General features: G+C 39.3%; 16 protein-coding genes. 9 read left to right on the forward strand and 7 right to left on the reverse strand.

Features of this window, described 5'->3' with window-relative positions; all coding sequences use genetic code 11:
* The first annotated feature begins 18 nt into the window (after nucleotides 1–18).
* The gene (locus CCAL5182_RS03190; protein WP_169971994.1) at nucleotides 19–846 is read left to right on the forward strand and encodes a substrate-binding domain-containing protein; all 828 of its coding nucleotides are present in this window, start codon (nucleotides 19–21) and stop codon (nucleotides 844–846) included.
* 33 nt (nucleotides 847–879) lie between these two features.
* On the opposite strand, the gene traT is transcribed toward CCAL5182_RS03190, so the two are convergent.
* Complete coding sequence (traT, locus tag CCAL5182_RS03195; protein WP_336610240.1) at nucleotides 880–1,455, reverse strand: complement resistance protein TraT; 576 nt, start codon at nucleotides 1,453–1,455, stop codon at nucleotides 880–882.
* Nucleotides 1,456–1,612: 157 nt separating this feature from the next.
* Here traT and CCAL5182_RS03200 point away from each other — a divergent pair, with 157 nt between their 5' ends.
* Genes CCAL5182_RS03200 through CCAL5182_RS03220 form a run of 5 tightly spaced genes read left to right on the forward strand, consistent with a single transcriptional unit; the run spans nucleotide 1,613 to nucleotide 5,720 of the window.
* A complete protein-coding gene (locus CCAL5182_RS03200; RefSeq protein ID WP_169936798.1) occupies nucleotides 1,613–1,840 on the forward strand; it encodes a FeoA family protein in 228 nt (75 codons plus the stop codon).
* Complete coding sequence (gene feoB, locus CCAL5182_RS03205) at nucleotides 1,831–4,350, forward strand: ferrous iron transport protein B (RefSeq protein ID WP_169999891.1); 2,520 nt, start codon at nucleotides 1,831–1,833, stop codon at nucleotides 4,348–4,350. Before CCAL5182_RS03200 ends, feoB begins: the two co-directional genes overlap by 10 nt.
* Before the next feature lie 22 nt (nucleotides 4,351–4,372).
* Nucleotides 4,373–4,681 (forward strand): hypothetical protein, encoded by a 309-nt coding sequence (locus CCAL5182_RS03210; protein WP_169936802.1) that lies wholly within the window; start codon nucleotides 4,373–4,375, stop codon nucleotides 4,679–4,681.
* Nucleotides 4,682–4,711: 30 nt separating this feature from the next.
* Complete coding sequence (locus tag CCAL5182_RS03215) at nucleotides 4,712–5,530, forward strand: DUF4198 domain-containing protein (protein WP_169936804.1); 819 nt, start codon at nucleotides 4,712–4,714, stop codon at nucleotides 5,528–5,530.
* A gap of 49 nt (nucleotides 5,531–5,579) precedes the next feature.
* On the forward strand, nucleotides 5,580–5,720 hold the full coding sequence (locus tag CCAL5182_RS03220; protein WP_169936807.1) for a FeoB-associated Cys-rich membrane protein: 141 nt from the start codon (nucleotides 5,580–5,582) through the stop codon (nucleotides 5,718–5,720).
* A 263-nt stretch (nucleotides 5,721–5,983) separates the two neighbouring features.
* On the opposite strand, the gene fdh3B is transcribed toward CCAL5182_RS03220, so the two are convergent.
* The 6 genes from fdh3B to CCAL5182_RS03255 all read right to left on the reverse strand — a co-directional run bounded on the left by fdh3B (nucleotide 5,984) and on the right by CCAL5182_RS03255 (nucleotide 14,243).
* Entirely contained in the window at nucleotides 5,984–6,544 is a 561-nt protein-coding gene (gene fdh3B / locus CCAL5182_RS03225; protein WP_169936809.1) for a formate dehydrogenase FDH3 subunit beta, read from the reverse strand.
* A 10-nt stretch (nucleotides 6,545–6,554) separates the two neighbouring features.
* Nucleotides 6,555–9,440: a formate dehydrogenase subunit alpha gene (locus CCAL5182_RS03230; RefSeq protein ID WP_442862139.1), complete on the reverse strand. Its 2,886-nt coding sequence runs from the start codon at nucleotides 9,438–9,440 to the stop codon at nucleotides 6,555–6,557.
* Between the two features lie 74 nt (nucleotides 9,441–9,514).
* On the reverse strand, nucleotides 9,515–9,721 hold the full coding sequence (locus tag CCAL5182_RS03240) for a twin-arginine translocation signal domain-containing protein (protein WP_169936813.1): 207 nt from the start codon (nucleotides 9,719–9,721) through the stop codon (nucleotides 9,515–9,517).
* Nucleotides 9,722–10,196: 475 nt separating this feature from the next.
* Nucleotides 10,197–10,910 (reverse strand): formate dehydrogenase-specific chaperone, encoded by a 714-nt coding sequence (locus tag CCAL5182_RS03245; RefSeq protein WP_336610241.1) that lies wholly within the window; start codon nucleotides 10,908–10,910, stop codon nucleotides 10,197–10,199.
* Nucleotides 10,903–12,579 carry a 4Fe-4S dicluster domain-containing protein gene (locus CCAL5182_RS03250; protein WP_336610242.1) on the reverse strand — a complete coding sequence of 559 codons (1,677 nt, stop codon included), beginning with the start codon at nucleotides 12,577–12,579 and terminating at the stop codon, nucleotides 10,903–10,905. The genes CCAL5182_RS03245 and CCAL5182_RS03250 overlap by 8 nt, the downstream gene beginning before the upstream one ends.
* 149 nt (nucleotides 12,580–12,728) lie before the next feature.
* Nucleotides 12,729–14,243, reverse strand: coding sequence for a flagellin B (locus CCAL5182_RS03255; RefSeq protein WP_336610243.1), 1,515 nt, complete (start codon nucleotides 14,241–14,243; stop codon nucleotides 12,729–12,731).
* A 193-nt stretch (nucleotides 14,244–14,436) separates the two neighbouring features.
* On the opposite strand from CCAL5182_RS03255, the gene topA reads away from it, so the two are divergent.
* The 3 genes from topA to CCAL5182_RS03270 are packed head-to-tail and all read left to right on the forward strand — an operon-like array spanning nucleotide 14,437 to nucleotide 17,963.
* Nucleotides 14,437–16,545, forward strand: a complete 2,109-nt coding sequence (gene topA, locus CCAL5182_RS03260) for a type I DNA topoisomerase (RefSeq protein WP_336610244.1) — start codon at nucleotides 14,437–14,439, stop codon at nucleotides 16,543–16,545.
* Nucleotides 16,546–16,561: 16 nt separating this feature from the next.
* Entirely contained in the window at nucleotides 16,562–17,080 is a 519-nt protein-coding gene (locus tag CCAL5182_RS03265; protein ID WP_336610245.1) for a YfcE family phosphodiesterase, read from the forward strand.
* A 43-nt stretch (nucleotides 17,081–17,123) separates the two neighbouring features.
* Nucleotides 17,124–17,963 carry a biotin synthase gene (locus CCAL5182_RS03270; protein WP_169936824.1) on the forward strand — a complete coding sequence of 280 codons (840 nt, stop codon included), beginning with the start codon at nucleotides 17,124–17,126 and terminating at the stop codon, nucleotides 17,961–17,963.
* Nucleotides 17,964–17,969 lie beyond the last annotated feature (6 nt).

Raw genomic sequence — 17,969 nt, forward strand, 5'->3', positions numbered from 1 at the left:
TAAAAATAAGGAGTTAAGATGAAAAAACTGTTATTGTTAAGTCTGCTTTTGGTTTCAAATTTCTACGCCGCAGAGTGTAGTAAAATTTACGGCAACGGCGCTACCGAGCTTAAACTAGCCACAGGAAGCCCTGGCGAACTTGGACTTTTAGAAGCTCTTGCAAACAGCTTTAACGCCAAAAATGATACAAAAATTTGCTGGATAAAAGCTGGTAGCGGTAAAGGGCTAAAGCTACTTGAAGACGGGAAAGTCGATATATCCATGACGCACTCTCCAAAAGAAGAAAAGGAGCTTGTTGCAAAAGGTGCGGCTAAAAATCGAACGTTAATTGGGTCTAATGAATTTTACATCATAGGTCCAAAAGATGATCCCGCACAGATAAAAACCGCCAAAACCGCAGCCCAAGCATATACTAATATCGCAAACAAAAAGGCGCTATTTTATACAAGAGATGACAAAAGTGGCACTCACGTAAAAGAACTTAGCATATGGAAGCTTGCAAATATCACTCCTAGCGGCAAATGGTATAAGCCAAATCGTGATTTCATGCTAGCTACCTTACGCAAAGCCGATGAAACAAAAGGCTATTTTATGAGTGACTCAAGCACATATAAAAGTATCCAAAACGAGCTAAAAAACAGCGAAGTGCTATTTGCAGGAGATAAGGTGCTTGCAAATGTTTATGTCGCCATGAGTGCGAAAAATGCACCGAAAGAGGCTGATAAATTTATAGAATTTCTAAAAAGTGATGAAGCGCAAGAAATTTTTCAAAACTACGGCAAAAAAGAATTTGGTGTGGCGCTTTACGAAGATGCCTCTTACGCACAAAAATACTTCATTCCTTAAAACTAAACAGGGGCAAACTAGCCCCTTTTCATCTTAAAATTTATAAAAAAACGCAACGATCTGCTCTGCTAGACGCTGTTTAAAAAACGGCCAAATATAACTTGGCGAGTAAGTCGAACCGCCATGCGATAGCGTTATCATCGTGCTTTTATCACCATCCTTACTCTTAATCAGCACACTTGCATTTAAAACATATATATAGCTATTTGTGTAGAAGTCATCATCATAATATCCAAGCGGAAAGCCTAAACCAAATGCACCAAAAGGCCTTCGTCCAAAGCCATATCCCATGTAAAATCTAGCCCTATTTTCATCTCTTTTTGTAAATCTATCAAAGCTTTGAACATCGCCGATCACAACATAATCAGCCGTTTTTGTCTCACTACTTACTCTAAAACCGCGCTTTATAAACTCCGTAGCGATATCTGAGTTTACGCTCATATCGCCGCTTGCGCTATTTTTAAAATTTATAAACACACTTTGGTTGTTATCGCTTGTTTGGATAAATAACGCTTCGCTCGTTTTAGAAGAAATTTTAGGAGTGCCACTTGAGGCGCATCCAAAAAACATAAATGCCACAAATAAAACGGATAAAATTTTAAATTTCATTTTCTTCTCCTTGAAATTTGCCTATTTTAGCACAAAAAATCAAACCGTAAAGCAAAGGATTTGTTTTTATAAAACCGTTTTATATTATATTAAAGAGCAAGGTTATATAATTACTTCTATAATAATTATCACTTTTATAGTGTGCAGGGGTATTTTTATGAATTTAGACGAAGTAGCGACAGGGCAAACATATAAAATAGTATCCATAAATGCCAACGGAAAGTTGATGCAAAAACTTCTTGACATGGGATTTGTTATAGGAGCGCAGATAGAAGTTATAAGAGAAGCTCCACTATCAGACCCGATGGAGATAAAAATACACAGCTATCTTATCTCGCTTAGAAAGAGTGAAGCAATGCTTATCAAGGTTGAACAATGTCTATAAAAGTAGCTCTTGCAGGTCAACCAAACTGTGGCAAATCAACGATATTTAACATGGTAAGCGGCATACGCCAGCATATCGCAAACTATCCAGGTGTTACGGTAGATAAAAAGTCGGGGTATTTTAGCGTAGGTGATATCGACATCGAGATGGTTGATCTTCCAGGCACTTACTCTTTTAGTTCATACTCTCTTGAAGAAAAAGTTGCAAAAGAATTTATCATAAACGAAAGTCCCGACATCATCCTAAACATAGTCGATGCGTCAAATTTAAAGAGAAATTTATATCTTACCTTTCAACTTCTTGAGGTTGGGGTGCCGGTTGTAATAGTCTTAAACATGAGCGATGTGGCAAATCGTCGCGGCATAATCATCGATGCTAAAAAAATGAGTGAATTTTTAGGTTGTCCAGTGATAGAGGCAAGCGCCGCAAAGGGGCAAGGTAAAGATGAGATACTAGAAATTTTAAGAAAGACAAGTGAATTAAAAGAAAATTATCAAGAATTTCGCGCCAACTACGACGAGCTTGAAGAGTATATCTTAGAGCTTGAAAATGAAGTAAATTTAGAAGATAAAACAGCCATTAGCAAAAGATGGCTTTGCATAAAGGCACTTGAAAAAGACCAAACCATACTTGAAATACTAAAATCCACACACAAAGATATAAATTCAAAAATAACCGCCTTAAGAGAGAAATTTAACTCCAAACTTGGTAAGAATATCGAGACTTTTTTGGCATCATTTAGATATGAAAACGCTGATATTATATTTAACGAATGCGTGAGTGAAACCAAAAAAGGCGAACTAACTACGACAGATAAAGCCGACAAGATCATCTTAAACAAATGGCTAAGTTTTCCTATCTTATTTTTGATAATCTTCATCACATACGAGCTAAGCATCGTCTTTGGCTATCATCTTACAAACTATACCTGGCCTGTGCTTGCAGCTATTAAAAATTTCATAATAGATATATCTCCATCGGCTGATATCGCACGTATCCCTTTAATAACCGATATGGCAGTTTGGCTTGCAAATTCTACAATAGCGCTCTTAAACTATCTGCCGATATTTTTTATACTTTTTGCATTAATCGCCATAATGGAAGACGTCGGTTACATGCCTAGAATGGCGTTTATCTTAGATAAGTTGTTTAGAAAATTCGGTCTTCACGGGCAAAGCACGCTACCATTGGTGCTTGGTGGAGCATTTGTAGGAGGTTGTGCGGTACCTGGAGTAATGAGCACAAAAGGTATATCAGACGATAGAGCCAGGATGGCAACCATCCTTACTGTTCCTTTAATGAACTGTCTTGCTAAAGTGCCGTTTTACACCTTGCTTCTTGGAGCGTTTTTCCCGACACAAATGAGCATAATGCTCTTTTATATATCTACAGTTACCGTTCTAGCAGCACTTTTGATAGCTAAGCTCTTAACCTCAACCGTTTTAAGAACAAGAGAGACAGCGCCATTTGTTATGGAGCTGCCGCCATATCATATGCCGACCTTTAAAGGTGTGATACTAAGATCTTGTGAGCGTGTTTGGATATATATAAAAAAGGTCTGTACTATCGTTGTTGCCGTAGCCGTGATACTTTTTGTCCTTTTACAATTTCCTGGACTTTCTAAAGAAAAGCAAGAACACTACACAAACGAAGAGCAAGTGCTACTTGCAAGCTTTGATAAAGTCGTTAAAAAATCAAGCTACTACTCGTTGGTTGATAGCAGAGAAGAGGTGGCTTCGCTTTTAAATTTCTATGACGGATACCGAGCCAAAAAGATGAGCGGTAGTAAAGGCGTAGACGAGAAATACCAAGAGGATAATCCGGAATTCTATAAATTTCTAGTTCCTAAAAACGATAAAGACGCAAAGCTTATAAACGGAGCTCTTAGAAAGCTATCAACCGGAAGAAATAAAATTTTAAGAGAGCAAAAAAACGACAAGATAGAAAGCTCGTTACTTGGCATGGCTGGTCGTGCACTTGAGCCTATATCACAGTTTGCGGGATTCGACTGGAAGATAAACGTAGCCTTTTTAAGCTCATTTGCAGCACGCGAATCAGCAGTCGCAACGCTTGGAAGTATATATGAGTCAAACAAAGACTCAAGCTCGATAGCAACCGTAAGTGACGATAGCAATACAACCAGCTCAACGATAGCCGATGAAAGCAGCTTAAGACCTGAAGAAATGATGGCTAAAAATAGCGGTTACACACCGCTTCATGCGGCTTCTATCATTATCTTTATGCTTTTAACGCCTCCTTGTATCGCAACCATGATTGTGGTTAAAATGCAAACAAACAGCTGGGCATGGATGTGTTTTGGGATATTCTTCCCGTTTGGCCTAGCTCTAGCCGTAGCCTCGCTCTTTTTTACCGTTTCAAGCATATTTGGCATTAGTGGTTTAGAGGCGATTAGCTGGTATTATTTCACGCTTTTATTTGCAGTTTTAGTGCTTTGGTTTTTACCTGAAAAGAGGAAAAACTGGAGTGGCGGCATAGTAAAAAATAGATAATAAATTTTAAAAAGGAGAGAGAATGAAAAAACTTTTATTTTCATCATTTTTAGTTGCTCTTATGAGCCAAGCAGCCCTTGCACATACGGCTCTTATGAGTTGTTTTGACAACGGAGACGGCACTATCACTTGCGAGGGTGGTTTTAGCGACGGCTCAAGCGCGGCTGGAGTTGAATTTAAAGCTATTCAAGGCGATAAAGTAGTTGCAGAGGGCAAATTTGATAAAGATAGTGCTTTTACTTTTAAAAAACCAGAGGGCGAGTATAAGGCTAGAATGTTTGCCGGCGAGGGTCACGAGGTTGTTATAAATTCAAAAGACATAGCAGAGTAAATTTCAAATCAATTCATCAAAAGGATAAAAATGAAAAAAATTCTTACTTCTTCGGTAGTTGCGGGGTTATTGGCTAGTTCGGCATTTGCGCACTTTCAAATGCTTTACACTCCAGAGTCGGCTCTTGAAAAAGGTACAAATTTAAATTTGAAATTAGTTTTCACTCATCCATTTGCAGATGAACACACCATGGATATGGGTCTTCAAGAAGATAAAAGCAGAGCTAATGTAGTTGACTTTTATGTAGTCCATAAAGAGAAAAAAACCGACCTAAAAGACAAATTAAAAGAGATAAAATTTAAAGGTAGCCACAACGAAGGTATAGGTTATGAGGCGGCTTACCAGGCAAGAGGCATGGGAGACCATGTGTTTGCGCTAACTCCTGCACCGTATTTTGAAGCCAACGAGGGCTCTTACATACAACAAATTACAAAAGCGGTAGTAAACGTTGCAGGACTTCCTACCAACTGGGATGCAGAACTAGGTCTAAAAGCCGAGATCGTGCCTTTAACAAAACCTTACTCTATCTGGGCTGGAAGCACTTTTACAGGTATCGTTAAGTCAGAGGGTAAGCCTGTTCCTTTTGCAGAAATAGAAGTTGAATACCTAAACCACGATATAGACGTTAAGAAAAACATGACAAACAAGACTGCAAACGTAGAAGCTCCTCAAGATAGCTTTGTAACACTTGGTATCAAAGCCGACGCTAACGGAGTGTTTACATTTGGTATCCCAAAAGCCGGTTGGTGGGGATTTGCAGCGCTTGGAGTAGGTCCTGATAACGAGTATAAAGGCAAAGAATTAAGCCAAGATGCTGTTATTTGGGTTCAAGCCAAGGATATGAAGTAAAATTTATCGGGCGAGCTTTCTCGTCCGAATTTAACCAAAAGGACAAAAGATGGCATGGTATGAATCAGTTATCTTAATAGCAATCGCCGTAGCCGCAGGGTATTATCTTTACATAAAAGAATTTAAAAAAAGAGACTGTGGATGCGGAAATGGTAAAAACTGCCAAACTAAAACTAAAAAATACGACTAAATTTCACACTTATTTCATTCAAATTTAGGAGCGTTTAGCTTCTAAATTTATATTTATTTGTCTATAAATTTTATAAATAAAAACAAATTCACATTACAAAACGGTTCTTATCAAAAAGAAATAAAAATGATAAATATTATCTTTAAAATCTATGAAATTTACTATAAATTTTATAGTTAGTAGGTTAAATTTACCGCTGGATGGTTAAAGAAATTTTGACAAGGTTAAACGACTTTTATCGCCTAACCCGTCAAATTTATATATTACAGACCAAGACCTGTGTTTCTTGTTAGAACACGTTTACGATAAACGTTTGAAACTTCGGTTGCGTCACCTACCAAAAGTGCATTTGTCGCACATATGGCAGCGCACATAGGCACTTTACCCTCTGCTATGCGGTTTTGTCCGTATAGTTCAAGCTCTTCATGAGAGAAAGTCTCCTCAGGACCACCAGCACACATTGTGCATTTATCCATCTCGCCCTTGATGCCAAAAGCGCCGTCTCTTGGAAACTGTGGCGCTCCAAAAGGACAAGCATAAAGACAGTAACCACAACCTATACACTTGTTTTTATCATGAAGCACGATACCGTCTTCGCGGATATAAAAGCAGTCCACTGGACAAACTTGCTCACAAGGTGCGTCCGTGCAGTGCTGACAGGCTATGGAAGTAGAGATCTCTTTGCCATGCACTCCGTCAAAGAGTGTAATAACCTTACGGCGGAAAATCCCTACCGGAACTTCGTGAGCCGAAGAACAAGCGACTTGACAACCAAAACAGCTTATACATCTGTTATTATCTACGTAAAATTTCATTCTTGCCATTGCTTGCTCCTTACTTTGCTATCTCATCTAAGAAATTTGTCTTAAAGCCCATTGCATCGGCTTTTTCTATACGACAAAGTCCCGCGTTAAACTCTGAAATTTGAGTAACAGGGTCAAAACCGTAGTTTACGATCGTATTTGAAGATTCGCCTATGACATACGGCTTAGTGCCTTCAGGATAGCGGTCGCTTATATCCACACCTTGCATGATACCGGCAAAGTTATACGGAAGACAAATTCTATCCGGTGTAACAGTCTCGTTGTGGTAGCATTTTACTTTTATCTTAGTGCCTTGCGGGCTGTGTATCCACATCATATCGCCGTCATTTATGCCTTTATCCATCGCAAGCTCAGGATGAACATACGCAAACATTTCAGGCGTTATCGCAGAAAGATATTTGCTCGTTCTTTCTATCATACCTGCGCCGCTTAAATTTACTAAGCGCATAGAGCTGATGATAGTAGGGAAATTTTTACTCCAGTCTTCTTTTTGCTGTTCACCTTTAAATTTAACCTCGACACGGAAATTTCTCTCCTGATCATCGATAGCAGGGTATTTTTGAACTAGATCCCAGCGCGGTGAGTGGATAGGCTCGCGGTGTTTTGGAATTTGATCTATAAATTCCCAAACGATCGCTCTTGCTCTTGCATTTCCGTAAGGTGCAACTCCTGCTTCACGACATTTTGCAAGGATTATACCGCTGTAGTCTGTCGTCCAGTCATCACCCATTTTAGCCTTTTCCTCTTCGCTTAGAGTTATGCCAAGAACAGCCTCAATGTTTGCTTTAGTAATCTGCGGATATCCGCCCTCTACCTTAGCTCCTTTTATGGTTACGGTTTCATCAGCAAGCTGACTTACGCCGTTATGCTCAAGCCCAAAGCGATTTCTAAATCCGCTTCCGCCCTCCGTATACGGCACATCAGGACGATAAAGGATAGGAGTTCCAGGGTGTTTTTCATCCCAGCATGGCCATGGAAGTGAGTAATACTCGCCTTTGACATCCCCGCCTATACCCTTAAGCGTATCTGGATCGAAATTCTCCCAGTTAGCTTGGTGACGTTTTAAGCGCTCAGGCTGCCAGCCTGTAAGTCCGATAGAGCGACCCATCCTAGCCATTTCACGAGTTGCGTCCTCAGGCCATTCAAATTTATCTTTTACTACTTTTAGTTCCCCGTCAACAACATCCATCATTAGTGACTTCGTATACTCTTCGTAAAAGCCCCATTTTTTAGCAAAAGCGAACATAACTTCATGGTCGGGCTTACTTTCAAATAACGGATCAACCACCTTGCTTCTCCATTGACCGCTTCTGTTTGTTGCTACGACCGTTCCGCTATTTTCAAACTGCGTTGCAACAGGCAGGATATAAACACCGTCTTTTCTATCGCTTAGTATCGCGACTTCGTTTACAAACGGCTCTGCAACAACTAGCAGATCAAGCTTATCAACGGCTTCTTGAATTTTTGTTAGGTGGGCCATCGATGTTATACCTGTTCCTTGCACCCAAAGAACTTTAAGCTCACCACTTGAGAAAGTTTTCTCCTCTTTCAAGACGCCTTGCCACCATTTTGATAGTGACCAACCTTTTTCATTTCTCCAATTTCTATCTTCAGGATTTTTTGGGTTATGATAAAAATACTCTGTAAATTTTGTTCCTTTTACAGGTGCTCCGCCTTGTTTTGGCTCTTTAACAGATACCGCAAAGCGTTTTGTAAATTCATCAAAATCAACACCCCAGCCTTTACAGAAATATCTCCATGCTTTATCGCCAAGACCATAATAAGTAGAAAGCGTATCGGCTAGGTTACCCATATCGGTTGCGCCTTGGACGTTATCGTGTCCACGGATGATCTGGCAACCGCCGCCCGGTTTTCCAATATTTCCTAATACCAACTGTAAAATAGATAAAATTCTTGTATTTGAACTACCTACAGAGTGTTGTGTGATACCCAAAGACCAAGCTATACAAGCAGGCTTTGTAGTAGCAAAAAGTTTTGTTACCTGTATAAGCTGCTCAGCTGGAACTCCCGTAACATCCTCAACCTCCTCAGGCGTCCATTTTGCCGCTTCTTCGCGGATCTCATCAACACCATAAGATCTGTGTTTTAAAAATTCTTTATCTTCCCATCCGTTTTTAAATATCAGATGAAGCATACCGTAAACAAAAGCTATATCCGTTCCCGGACGAAGACGCACATAATGATCGGCTTTTGCCGCTGTTTTTGTAAATATCGGATCCACGACTATAAGTTGTGCGTTGTTTCTATCTTTTGCTTGTATGAAGTGCTTCATGCCACCTACTGGATTTGCAACCGCAGGATTTGCTCCAAAAACCATTATAGCTTTTGAATTTGCCGCCACGTCTCCAAAGTGGTTTGTCATCGCGCCATAACCCCAAGTATTCGCCGCTCCGGCGACTGATGCGCTATGTCAAATACGTGCAACGTGGTCTATATTGTTTGAACCCCAAAATGCTGCAAATTTTCTAAAATACCAAGCTTGTTCGTTGCTAAATTTAGCCGAACCTAAAAACTCAACGCTATCTGGACCATACTCTTTACGAATTTCAAGCATCTTGTCGCCGATCTCATTTACGGCAGTCTCCCAGCTTATGCGTTCCCATTTGCCGTTTACCTTTTTCATCGGGTATTTTATGCGTTGTTTGCTTTTTGTAAGATCGATCTGATCTATACCTTTACAGCAGTGGCTTCCTTGTGAAATCGGGTGTGCAACCGCCATATCCTGGCGCAACCAAACACCGTCTTTAACCTCGGCTTCTATACCACAGCCGGCTGAACATATCGAGCATATCGTTCTAACTCGTTTTGAGCCGGGATATTGCTCGCTTAAGCCGTCTGCTTTTTTAAGAGTATCATTCTGTGCTCCAAACGCCATAGTGCTACCGGCACCAAGGGCTGCGAGCTTTAAGAATGAACGTCTTGCGACTCTTACATTACTCATCTCATCTCCTAGTAAGCGACTTTATAGTATTGTTCCCACATTTGGGTTTTGCGGTAAAGAACTTCTTTTTTATTTGATTTTCCTTTTACCACGCCATTACCATCTGCATCATTTGGCATTTTTGAACTTGCTATAAGCGAAGTAGCCGTAAGTGCAGTAGCTGCCGTTGTTGCTTTTAAGGTTTTTTTGAGAAATTCTCTTCTGTTTTGTTTCATCTAAACAACCTTTCTAAATAAATTATGTAAATTTTGCATATTTTATAATTTGCCTCAGCGCATACACAAACATAAATATATAAAGTTACATAACAACAAGCCCTTGTTTTAGGGCAACTCCATTATTTTAGATATTTTATTTCAATATGCTAAAATTCCATATATGCAAATTTAGCACAATAAGTAGAAAAGTAAATTGATAATTATTAATTAGATATTATTTTTTATATTATTTTAATGATATTTGATCTACTTTGTATAAAATTTATACCAAAATATCGACTTTTGATAAAATTTATCCTTTAAATTTACTCAGGTTATAAAAGTGAAAGATGTTTGTAAATTTTCTGGTAAAACAACCAAAAAAGCATTAAATTTAATTTGAGACAGTCTTAAACCTTAAAAGGCATTATAAAGAATTTAAAAATGGAGACGAGGCTTAAATTTAAGCCCCTTTTCTCCTAAAAGGCAAGTGCTAAATGGTACTAAATTCTTCCCAATGTATTTTAGACTTAACTGTAGGCATTTTAGTTTTATACGGCTTGCGTCCAAGTGCCGCTTGTGCGGGAGTTTGCACGCTTTGGTCTATCACAGGAGCTTCTACGCCTTGCATGGAGCGCTCTAAAGCCATAAATGTCTCTAAGATCACAGCAAAAAATTTAAAGAATTTAGCCTTTTCATGCTCTAATATCATCTGTGTAAATTCATCTACAAAGCCGTTTATCACGCGCACAAAAAGTTCATCAGCAAGGCTCTCTTTGTTGCTACTATCAGCTTCATCGCGTAAAAATGTCATCATAAGGAAAAATACAAATCCAACAAAATCCTCACTATCAGGGCATCTTAAAAGATCGCGTCTATACTCGCTTTTCTTTAAAATTTCTATCACTCTAAGTCTAGCAGCACCCTCATCCCTGCCCTCTTCATAAAAGCTAACGCTTAAAGGCACGTTTACATAACTTAGGTCAAAAAGTACTGAATTTTGCTCGTCCTTAAATTCATCAAAGCTTATCTTTTTTAGCTCATTAAATGCGTCTTCACACTCTTTTGAGAGTGGATTTTTAGCTAGTTCATTTAGCTGCTCTTGCCAAATTTTAAATTTCTTATCGTTTTCATAGAAAAAAAACGGCATAGCAAAAAATTCGTAGTAATACGACCTAGCTTTTAAGATATCTATGTTTTTATTCATAAATTTTTCCTTCGTGGGCTGCTGCGATCTGCGCTTTTATCATCACTTTAGCTTTACAGTCGCTACAGCAATAAAGCGTCTTTATCTTGTCGGGTTGATTAGCAAAACGTGGGGTCATAAGCGCTGCGATCTTCTCAACTGCTTTTTTAGTAGCAAATTCTTTACCGCACTCTACACACTTAAATAGCTCATCCTTTGCAAGCTCACTATGCTCAAAGGTTTTTGGCGCAAGCTCGATCTTGCCACGTTTTAGCACGATAGTGTCCTTTTCGGCACAGCTTACCTCGCAATACCCGCAAGCCGTGCAAATGCTTGGGTTAAATTTTATAGAGTTATCAGATTTATCGGCGATTAGCGCATTTACGTTACAAGCGCCTACACAACTTAGACAAAGCGTGCACGTATCGCGGTTTATCTCGACAGTACCATACTCTATCGCATCATCGGCATATACCGTGCCTAAAGTATCCTCGCCTACTAAAGCTTGAAGACGATTAGCAAAAATTTCACGTTTAGCAAGAGCGTATTCGCTTACGCTTTGCTCGCTACCTTGGATAAATTTCGCCTTTTCTAAAGCGTTTTTTAACTCATCTTGGTTTTTAGCTACATAAACGGCTTTTTCTTTAAATTTTAGCTCGTAAATTTGGTTTAGCATGTCAACCGCAGAATTTAACGCCCTACTTCTTGCATTTGAGTAGATTATCAAATTTGCGCCACTTTCTTGAAGCAGGGTTAAAAGGTGTGTATGACTTAAGAATTTATCCGCTTCTACGGCAAACGGAACTACGTTTTGCGGTAGTGATATGTTTAAATTTTCAAGCGACATAGAGCGAGGGATGATTAAGGGAATTTTACCTTTATACATGCGAGCTAGCTCTATAAACGCCATGCGTGGCATAACAGAGTAGTCGATAGCGCCACTAGGGCATATACTCACACACTCTCCGCAGTTTGTGCAGTCGATATGTGAAAACACGAGATGTTTTTTCTCGTCCTCTTTTAGTATCGCTACCGTTGGACAGGCGTCGGCACATTTGACGCAAATTTCAGATCTTCTCTCATGATACTGACATATACTTGAGTCGTAGTTTATAAAGCTTTTGTAAGGATAGTTTGGTGTGTGTGAAGTAAGAAAGTCTAAAATTTCATCATCGTTTTTACCTGATATCTCCATACAGCCACTTTGCTTAAGCATGTAGTCACGGGCATTTTCTACCAGAAAAAAGTCGCACTCTATATCAAATTCTCCCTCTTCTTTAAGCACGATAGCATTTAGTTCTCCAACCGCACCATATACAAATTTGATCTCAAAATGTGCAAGTTCGATAACCTTAAAGTCATTTTGTCTTAGTTTATTTGCCAGAGCTTCGCGTCCTGCGTTGCTTACGATTATGACGTTTTTACCGACTTTTTTGTCATAGTCGATATCCTTTGCCGTATCAAAACAAGTAGCTCTAGCCTCATAAAGCATAAGTGTGTTTTTAGCCTTATCAAGCACACTATCGGTTGAATTTTTTATATAAAAGTCTATCTCGGGTGCGATTATATCGGCGTTTAGCCTTGATGAATTTGCAACTAAAAAGTGAGCATTTTCGTCTTTTGTGATCTCAATCTGCTCATTTAGCATAATACTTTCGTCTGTTTGGTTATAAAAACCGAATTCTTTCATGTTTTCGCCTTAAAATTTGAAAATTATCAAAATACTACTCTTTTTGTCTTTAAATAACAGTTAAGTTCAGAATTTAAAAATTTGATTTGATTTTATGAGGATAAAAGAGATATCCCCCGCGGGTGCGAGGGATATGGGAGCGCCTAAAATTATTGAAGTAATTTAAGCACGTTTTGTTGAACGCTGTTTGCTTGGCTCATAGCGTAAGCGCCTGATTGTGCCAAGATGTTGTATTTAGAGAAGTTTGCACTCTCTGCAGCGAAGTCAACGTCTCTGATCTGGCTTTCTGCTGATTTAACGTTTACTTGAGTTACTGTGATGTTATTTACAGTAGATATAAGTTGGTTTTGAACAGAACCAAGGTCAGAGCGGATAAGGTCAAGTGTTTTTTGAGCACTTTCAGCGATATCCATAACAGCCATAGCACCGCGTAAAGTCATAACGCCTGCTGCTTGGTTTGATGTTAGAGCAGCTATACTCATTCTTTGGAAGCCCATAGCTGTAGCTAGGGTTTTGTCTATCTGTCCTCTTACTTGTCTTAAAGACACAGACTCACTTGCTCCACCTTTAGCAGAGAAAACGCCTACAGAGAAACCTTTTCCACCACCTGCACTAATCTTAATATCACGTCCATCAAGACGAACTAGGTTTAGACGACCTACGAAACCATTTTTAGAGATTGATAGTTTGGTATCAAAGCCAAGTGCTTGAAAGCCAGTATTATTATTGCCGCTACCAAAGCTTATAGCACGACCGTCACGGCTAGTAAGAACTAGTTTACCACTTTCGTTAGTAGATGCCTCTACACCTGTTTGGTCTTTTACAGCATTGATAGCATTTACTAAAGCGCCGTTACTGTCTCTTTCTGCTAATGTTAAGTCACCGATCTTAACGCCGTTGATAGTAAAAGATACCAGCTTAGTGCCTGCCGCTATATCAGTTGCAGCTATCATAGTAGTGTCAAATGTAGCGCGAACACCTGTTTTGTCTGAAAGTTTGTTAATATTTTCAGCTAGAGCGCCTACGCCTTGACCTAGACCTGTGCCGATAGTAGCGCCTGCTACTTTAACGTTATTTACACCGTCAACATTTAGGAAAGTTAGAGTTACTTTACCTGAAGCTGTTAGAAGCTTAGAGCTTTCAAAACGTGTAAGACCTATCTTGTCAGATGTAGTAGCACCGATACTTGCTTTAACGGTTTGGTTAGAGTAAGCGCCTATTTGGAATTCTTTGTTAGAGAATGTTCCGTTTAGAAGCTGTTGACCGTTGAAAGAAGTTGTGTTACCGATGTTATCTAGCTCTTCCATAAGGCGAACGATATCAGCTTGTAGTGCTTGACGAGACTGAGTAGTTTGACCGTCTTGAGCTGACTGAGTAGCTTTAACTTTGATAGTGTCAAGAATTTTTAGCTGCTCGTCCATAGCTTTATCAGCTACTTGGATGATACCGATAGCGTCGTTACCGTTTGCGATAGCTTGACCAAGAGCGCTAGCTTGACTTCTAAGGCTGTCTGCGATAGCAAGACCTGAAGCGTCGTCAGCTGCTGTTTGGATCCTAAGACCGGAACTTAGCTTGCCAAGAGATAGAGAAAGATCTCTGTTGTTGCCAACTGCGTTTGAGTGTGAATTCAACGCGTTAATGTTAGTGTTAATACGAAAACTCATTGTAAATCCTTTTGTTTTATTTAACGACATCATGTCGTATGAAAACTATATCGGAAGAAGTAAAAAAAAGTTTAGGGGTAAAAAGTAAAAAATAAAATTTCATATAAATTTGAGATCTTTTATCTTTACATATTAGTATAGTGTTAAATTTTTCTGCTACAATTACGTCAAAAATTTTCAAAAAAGGCTACAAATGAAAAATCTAATCATTGTAGAGTCACCCGCAAAAGCAAGAACTATAAAGAACTTTTTAGGCAAAGACTACGATGTTATCGCTTCAAAAGGACATATAAGAGATCTTCCTAAAACAAGCTTTGGCATAAAGATAGAAAATGATGAATTTAAACCAGAATACCGTGTAAGCATGGATCACTCAAAGATAGTAAAAGAGATAAAAGAACTAGCCAAAAATGCCGATAAGATATATCTAGCAACGGATGAGGATAGAGAGGGAGAGGCGATCGCCTTTCATATCGCAAACGCTATCGGCAAAGAGGCGACTTCACTACCTCGCATAGTCTTTCACGAGATAACTAAAAGTGCGATAGATACGGCACTGGCAAATCCAAGAACTATAAACATGGACAGTGTAAATGCGCAACAAGCCAGACGTCTTTTAGACCGTATAGTCGGATACAAGCTAAGTCCTCTTTTAAATTTAAAGATACAAAAAGGGCTAAGCGCGGGTCGCGTGCAAAGTGCCGCACTTAAAATCATAGTCGATAGAGAAAGAGAGATAAGAGCATTTAAGCCCGTAGAATACTACAGCATAGATACGGTGTTTAAAAAAGATCTTGAAGCGGAACTGATCAAATTTGAAGACCAAAAGATCGAAAAGCTAACCATAACAAACCCGGATCGCGCAAAATACATAGTGCAAAATTTAGCAAATGAAAAATTTAGCGTAAGAAATATAGAAAGCAAAGACAGAAAAACGCAACCAAGTCCGCCGTTCATGACCTCAACACTTCAACAAAGCGCATCAAACGCACTTGGCTTTAGCCCTAAAAAAACAATGATGATAGCGCAAAATTTATACGAGGGTGTGCAAACTCATGAGGGCTTTATGGGTGCGATAACCTACATGAGAACAGACAGCCTAAACCTTGCAAAAGAGGCTATAGAGGCCGCAAGAGAGAGGATAATAAGCGAATACGGAGAGAAATATCTGCCAAGCAAGCCAGTGCTTTACGCAACAAGCTCAAAGGGAGCACAAGAGGCTCACGAGGCGATAAGACCTACAAATTTAGGCTTTACACCGCAAATCGCAGCGAAATTTCTTGAAAAAGACGCGCTTAGGCTTTATACACTTATATACAACCGCTTCTTGGCGTGTCAGATGAGCGCTTGCATAAGCCAAACACAAAACATATACGTCGCAAGCCAAAAAGGGGAATTTAAGATAAGCGGAAGAAAGGTGCTTTTTGATGGATTTTATAAAGCTTACGGCGACATGGATAAGGATAAAATTTTACCAAACGTAAATGTCGGCGATGAGATGAGCTTGCAAAGCATAAAAGAGGAGCAGCACTTTACTGAGCCTCCCGCAAGATACTCTGAAGCTGGACTTATCAAAAAGCTTGAAAGCCTTGGCATAGGAAGACCAAGTACCTATGCGCCGACCATATCACTACTAACATCGCGCGAATACGTAAAGATCGAGAAAAAACAACTCATACCTTGTGAAGTGGCGTTTAGTATGATAGGTGTTTTAGAGGAGCATTTTAGCAATATCGTAGATAGTGAATTTACTTCTCAACTAGAAGAAAAGCTTGACAAAATAGCCGAAAACGAAGCCGACTGGCAAAGAGTGCTAAGCGAGTTTTATCATCCTTTTATGGATAAAATTTCAAGCGGTAAAACAAATATAAAGAGCCTAAAAGTAACTGTCGCTATCGGAGAAAAATGCCCAGAGTGTGGTGGAGAGCTGGTAAAACGCAAAGGACGATACGGAGAGTTTATCGCGTGCGGAAATTTTCCAAAATGCAAATACTCAAGAAATATAAAAACACAAATAACTGATGAACAAACGACTAATGATCAAAAGCCAAAAAGAGAGCTTAAAAAGCTTGAAGTCCCATGCCCAAAATGCGGCGGCGAAATAGTCGAGAGATTTTCAAGGCGAGGGAAATTTTACGGATGTGGCAACTATCCAAAATGCGACTTTATAAGCAACTATGAGCCAGTAGCTCAAAAATGCGACGAGTGCGGCGGAGATATGGTAAAAAAAGAGCTCAAAAAAGGGACTTTTCACGAATGCACAAAATGCAAAAAAAAGGTGCAGGTATCAGACGCAGAGTAAAAATTCTATTTATAAAATGATAAAAGTCGGTATCATTTCAGACACTCACCAAAAAAGTAAAATCGCCCGTGAGGCGATAGAAATTTTAAAAACGCAAGGTGTTAGCTTGTTGCTTCACGCAGGAGATATCGAACAGATACAAACGCTTGAAGATATGAGGGATAGCAAAGTTAAATACATAGCGGTTTTAGGAAACAACGACTGGCATTTAAAATCCGAGTGCGATAAATTTGAGCTTTTTAACGAGCCGTATAAATTTGAATTTAAAGGCATAAATTTTAAGCTCATGCACCATCCTAGGTTTTTAGAAGCTGATAGCGATGTGATAGTATTTGGTCATACGCATAGCTTTACGATAGGGACTAAAGACGGTTGTCTTTTTATAAATCCCGGTGAAATTTGTGGAAGAAAATTTGAAAATTTTACATTTGCAATGTTGGAATTTAAAGATAATAGTCCAAAGGTATATAAATTTATAAAAGCGCCAAACAAGGCGGAATTTAAAAAGATAGAGGTTACAATTCAAGAGTTTTGACAGATCAAAAAAACTCAAGATAAGTTATAAAAAGGGGAATTTGATGAAAACTATAATGCTATGCGCTATCTGCTCGGTAAGCTCGGGCAACTGCTCCGAGGACTGTGCCTACTGCACCCAAAGTGCAAAAATAGACGCAAGTATAGAAAAATACAAGATAAAAACAGTTGAGCAAGTCGTAACGGAAGCTAAAATGGCAGCAGCAAATCACGCGCTTGGCTTTTGTTTAGTAACCAGCGGTGCTAGGCTAAATGATAAAAAAACCGAAGAGATCGCGCGTATTGCAAGAGCCGTTAGCAAGGAAGTGCCACAACTCATGCTTATAGCTTGCAACGGCATGGCAAGCCTAGATCAGCTTAAAGAACTTAAAAATGCCGGCGTTTTTAGCTATAACCACAACCTTGAAACATCGCGTGAATTTTTTCCAAAAATTTGCTCTACACATAGCTGGGACGAGAGATGGCAGACAAATTTATATGCCAAAGAGGCTGGACTTGAGCTATGCACGGGAGGAATTTACGGTATCGGCGAAAGCCAAGAGGATAGAACAAGCTTTAGAAAAAGTTTGTGTGAGCTTAAACCTTTTTCAAGTCCGATAAATTTCTTCATACAAAACGAGGCACTAAAGATAAAACAACCGCGTCTTAGCGTAGAAGAGGCACTAAAGATAGTTGACGACACGGTAAAGGCACTCCCTGGAGTTCGCATAATGATAGCCGGAGGAAGAGAGGCGGTTTTAGGCGATAGACAATATGAAATTTTTGATCACGGCGTATCGGCTGTAGTCATAGGCGACTATCTAACAACAAAAGGCGAAGTCGCAAGTCGCGATATCGAAAATTTCAAAAAAATGGGCTTTAGCTTCGCTACAAAATGCCATTAAATTTAG

This window comes from Campylobacter sp. 7477a, from assembly GCF_014892335.1.
GTDB classification, from domain to species: Bacteria; Campylobacterota; Campylobacteria; order Campylobacterales; family Campylobacteraceae; genus Campylobacter_A; species Campylobacter_A californiensis.

Excerpts from the sequence above, each read along its gene's own strand:
- CCAL5182_RS03265 (WP_336610245.1), top strand. The coding sequence starts at position 16,562 with ATGATAAAAGTCGGTATCATTTCAGACACTCACCAAAAAAGTAAAATC.
- CCAL5182_RS03245 (WP_336610241.1), bottom strand. The coding sequence starts at position 10,910 with ATGAATAAAAACATAGATATCTTAAAAGCTAGGTCGTATTACTACGAA.
- fdh3B (WP_169936809.1), bottom strand. The coding sequence starts at position 6,544 with ATGGCAAGAATGAAATTTTACGTAGATAATAACAGATGTATAAGCTGT.
- CCAL5182_RS03215 (WP_169936804.1), top strand. The coding sequence starts at position 4,712 with ATGAAAAAAATTCTTACTTCTTCGGTAGTTGCGGGGTTATTGGCTAGT.
- CCAL5182_RS03255 (WP_336610243.1), bottom strand. The coding sequence starts at position 14,243 with ATGAGTTTTCGTATTAACACTAACATTAACGCGTTGAATTCACACTCA.
- CCAL5182_RS03240 (WP_169936813.1), bottom strand. The coding sequence starts at position 9,721 with ATGAAACAAAACAGAAGAGAATTTCTCAAAAAAACCTTAAAAGCAACA.
- CCAL5182_RS03200 (WP_169936798.1), top strand. The coding sequence starts at position 1,613 with ATGAATTTAGACGAAGTAGCGACAGGGCAAACATATAAAATAGTATCC.
- CCAL5182_RS03220 (WP_169936807.1), top strand. The coding sequence starts at position 5,580 with ATGGCATGGTATGAATCAGTTATCTTAATAGCAATCGCCGTAGCCGCA.
- topA (WP_336610244.1), top strand. The coding sequence starts at position 14,437 with ATGAAAAATCTAATCATTGTAGAGTCACCCGCAAAAGCAAGAACTATA.
- CCAL5182_RS03270 (WP_169936824.1), top strand. The coding sequence starts at position 17,124 with ATGAAAACTATAATGCTATGCGCTATCTGCTCGGTAAGCTCGGGCAAC.
- CCAL5182_RS03190 (WP_169971994.1), top strand. The coding sequence starts at position 19 with ATGAAAAAACTGTTATTGTTAAGTCTGCTTTTGGTTTCAAATTTCTAC.
- CCAL5182_RS03250 (WP_336610242.1), bottom strand. The coding sequence starts at position 12,579 with ATGAAAGAATTCGGTTTTTATAACCAAACAGACGAAAGTATTATGCTA.
- feoB (WP_169999891.1), top strand. The coding sequence starts at position 1,831 with ATGTCTATAAAAGTAGCTCTTGCAGGTCAACCAAACTGTGGCAAATCA.
- CCAL5182_RS03210 (WP_169936802.1), top strand. The coding sequence starts at position 4,373 with ATGAAAAAACTTTTATTTTCATCATTTTTAGTTGCTCTTATGAGCCAA.
- traT (WP_336610240.1), bottom strand. The coding sequence starts at position 1,455 with ATGAAATTTAAAATTTTATCCGTTTTATTTGTGGCATTTATGTTTTTT.